General features: G+C 39.6%; 5 protein-coding genes. 1 reads left to right on the forward strand and 4 read right to left on the reverse strand.

The features are described 5' to 3' along the window. The 4 genes from Q4B79_RS09590 to Q4B79_RS09605 form a co-directional block, all read right to left on the reverse strand. The coding region (locus Q4B79_RS09590; protein WP_303086194.1) for a PIN domain-containing protein at positions 1-332 on the reverse strand (332 nt) is incomplete at its 3' end. Next, positions 332-568, reverse strand: a complete 237-nt coding sequence (locus tag Q4B79_RS09595; protein WP_303086195.1) for a hypothetical protein — start codon at positions 566-568, stop codon at positions 332-334. The genes Q4B79_RS09590 and Q4B79_RS09595, both read right to left, overlap by 1 nt. Positions 569-643: 75 nt before the next feature. Beyond that, a complete protein-coding gene (locus tag Q4B79_RS09600) occupies positions 644-982 on the reverse strand; it encodes a hypothetical protein (protein WP_303086196.1) in 339 nt (112 codons plus the stop codon). Between the two features lies 1 nt (position 983). Beyond that, complete coding sequence (locus Q4B79_RS09605; RefSeq protein WP_303086197.1) at positions 984-1637, reverse strand: phosphoribosylanthranilate isomerase; 654 nt, start codon at positions 1635-1637, stop codon at positions 984-986. Positions 1638-1880: 243 nt separating this feature from the next. Between Q4B79_RS09605 and Q4B79_RS09610 the strand changes: the two genes are divergently transcribed. Next, the coding region (locus Q4B79_RS09610) for a Glu/Leu/Phe/Val dehydrogenase dimerization domain-containing protein (RefSeq protein WP_303086198.1) at positions 1881-2728 on the forward strand (848 nt) is incomplete at its 3' end.

The raw sequence follows: 2728 nt of genomic DNA on the forward strand, positions 1-2728 counted from the left end.
GCAATACTGGCAATCCAAGTGTCATTTTCTGCTCTTGGATTTGGCGTATGAAATTTGGCACAAATCAAACTAACATCAAAATTAATGGATAAAATTCTACCATTAAAATAAGGCATAACAAAATTATCAAACCATTCTTTTAAATGCTTGCCTTGTATTGGGTCTTTTTGCTCTTTTAATAAAACACCGCGATATAATTCCATTATCACGACATCACAAGTAAAAATTTGATTTTTTGGTTTGTCTTTTATCCAATCAACAACACCGCTATTGGCTTTGCCTGATTTGATTTTTCGTAATTCTGAAATAATATTATTATCCAATAAATACATCAATCAAGCTCCAAAAAGCGATTGGGGCTGGAAATAGGAGCAACTTCATCAAACTCAATATCCGATACATCAACCCCATCATAAGCCATCGCCCATTCATATAAGGTTTGATTATCGTCTATTGGATTGCCTATGGTGCTGGTAACAATTTTTCCTTGATTAACAAAGTTGATTTGTTCGCCTTGCATTATGGCTTGTTGCACCATTATGGGTAATAAGCTAATTTCTACAATCATATTTACTCTTCTTATCTTATCTGATTAATAATTGCGTGACTATCTTTGGTTAAAAGTTTGGTGATTATACCATACTTAACGCACATAATGTATATGCACAAAAACCACAAAAATAATCCAACACAAAAACAATGTTAACCAAATTAATCTTCTATATCTAAAATACCAAAATCCAGAACCCAAACTTAGCATAAAACACGCAGATAAAAAATAAGTTTGTTTAATGGCTTCAACGCCTTCATGATAAGTGGTTCTAGCACCCCTAACACCGCCAATACTAATCGCCTGTTCGGTCAAGGCAATAAAAATCATCGTGCCAAATACTGTCATTCCCAAAATACCAGCACACCAAATGATGATTTTTAGACTTTTATCGTGATTGTCTCGAATGATTGGTTTGTCAATTTGGCTCATTTTACTTTCCCATATTTTTTATAAACTCACTCATTTTTATTTGACATTTCACCCCCTTTTCCTTTTCAATCCCCCCACTCACATCAACGCCTTTGATTTTTACCATTAAATCTTTATTATTCACAATCTCATCAATATTATCAGGCGTTAATCCCCCTGCCAAATAAATGGGTAAAGGCGAATGATTAGGGATTTTTGTCCAATCAAACGAATGCCCCGTACCACCATACGCCGTATCGCTAAAAGTATCCAAAATCACACCGCTCGCCCCACACGCTGACAACTCATTGATTTTATTTAAAATCGTTTGGCTGGTATCATCAGTTTTGACACGAATTGCCTTGATGTAGCGTTTATTAACCGCCCCTGCAAGGGCTTGGCACTCAACAGGCGTTTCATCACCATGAAATTGAACAATGTCAAATGGAACTTCTTTTGCCAATTTAACCAGCTCATCTTGCCCCATATTAACCACCAAAGCGACAATCGTGGTAAAGGCTGGCACGGCTTGGGCAAGTGTTTTGGCGGTGGCAATGTCCACATAGCGGGGGCTTGGCGGATAAAAGACCAAGCCAACAGCGTTCACGCCCAACTCACAGGCGGTTTTGATGTCATCGCAAGTTTTTAAACCACAAAATTTGACCGCCAAAGTCATGCCAGCACCGCATTTAAAGGAAATTTGCCCTAACTTACCACCATTTTTCTAAAAAGTCTAGTTTTATTCCATAAGATTTAATTTATTATTTTTACTAATAAAATATCAATTTTCAATGATAATTTACCATGAAAAAAACGCTTGTAATTTTGGGAAAATGGGGTTAATATTTCATTCGCTGATGATATTATCAGTTTTTATGATAATATCCTATTTTACTGTCAAATCAAAGAGGAATTTGCCATGACCATCTCGTCTGCTGTTGCCAAAGTTGAGCAAAACTACGCCCACCAACCTGAATTTATCCAAGCCGTTAAAGAAGTCGCCATGACCATTGAAAAAGTCTATGCCGACAACCCAAAATACGAAGCTCTACAAGTGTTTGAGCGTCTGTGCGAGCCTGACCGTATCATCAGCTTTCGTGTGAACTGGGAAAACGACAAAGGCGAAATCCAAGTAAACCGTGGCTGGCGTGTCCAATTTAGCAATGCCATCGGTCCATATAAAGGCGGTATCCGCTTTCACCCCACTGTTACCGAAGGGACTTTGAAGTTCTTGGGCTTTGAACAAATTTTCAAAAACGCCTTGACTGGCTTGCCTATGGGCGGTGCTAAGGGTGGCTCTGACTTTGACCCCAAAGGCAAATCAGAAGCCGAAATCCGCCGTTTCTGCTACGCATTTATGCGTGAACTTCACAAAAATGTCGGTAAAGACATGGACGTACCTGCTGGCGACATCGGCGTGGGCGGTCGTGAAGTGAACTACATGTTTGCGATGTACAAAAACCTAACCCGTGAATTTGAAGGCGTATTGACTGGTAAAGGCGTAGGTCACGGTGGCTCGCTCATTCGTACTGAGGCGACTGGTTATGGCCTCGTGTATTTCCTTGACAACATGCTAAAAGTCAACAACGACAGTCTAGAAGGCAAAACTGTTCTAGTGTCAGGTGCAGGTAATGTGGCTCAATATGCTGCCGAAAAATGCCTACACTTGGGTGGCAAAGTCATCACTTTCTCTGACTCCAAAGGTACACTTGTAGACAAAGCAGGCTTTACCCAAGAGAAAATCGACTGGGTCAAAAACCACAAAGC

It is taken from the genome of Moraxella sp. (assembly GCF_030525845.1).
Taxonomy (GTDB): Bacteria; Pseudomonadota; Gammaproteobacteria; order Pseudomonadales; family Moraxellaceae; genus Moraxella.

Excerpts from the sequence above, each read along its gene's own strand:
- Q4B79_RS09600 (WP_303086196.1), bottom strand. The coding sequence starts at position 982 with ATGAGCCAAATTGACAAACCAATCATTCGAGACAATCACGATAAAAGT.
- Q4B79_RS09605 (WP_303086197.1), bottom strand. The coding sequence starts at position 1,637 with ATGACTTTGGCGGTCAAATTTTGTGGTTTAAAAACTTGCGATGACATC.
- Q4B79_RS09595 (WP_303086195.1), bottom strand. The coding sequence starts at position 568 with ATGATTGTAGAAATTAGCTTATTACCCATAATGGTGCAACAAGCCATA.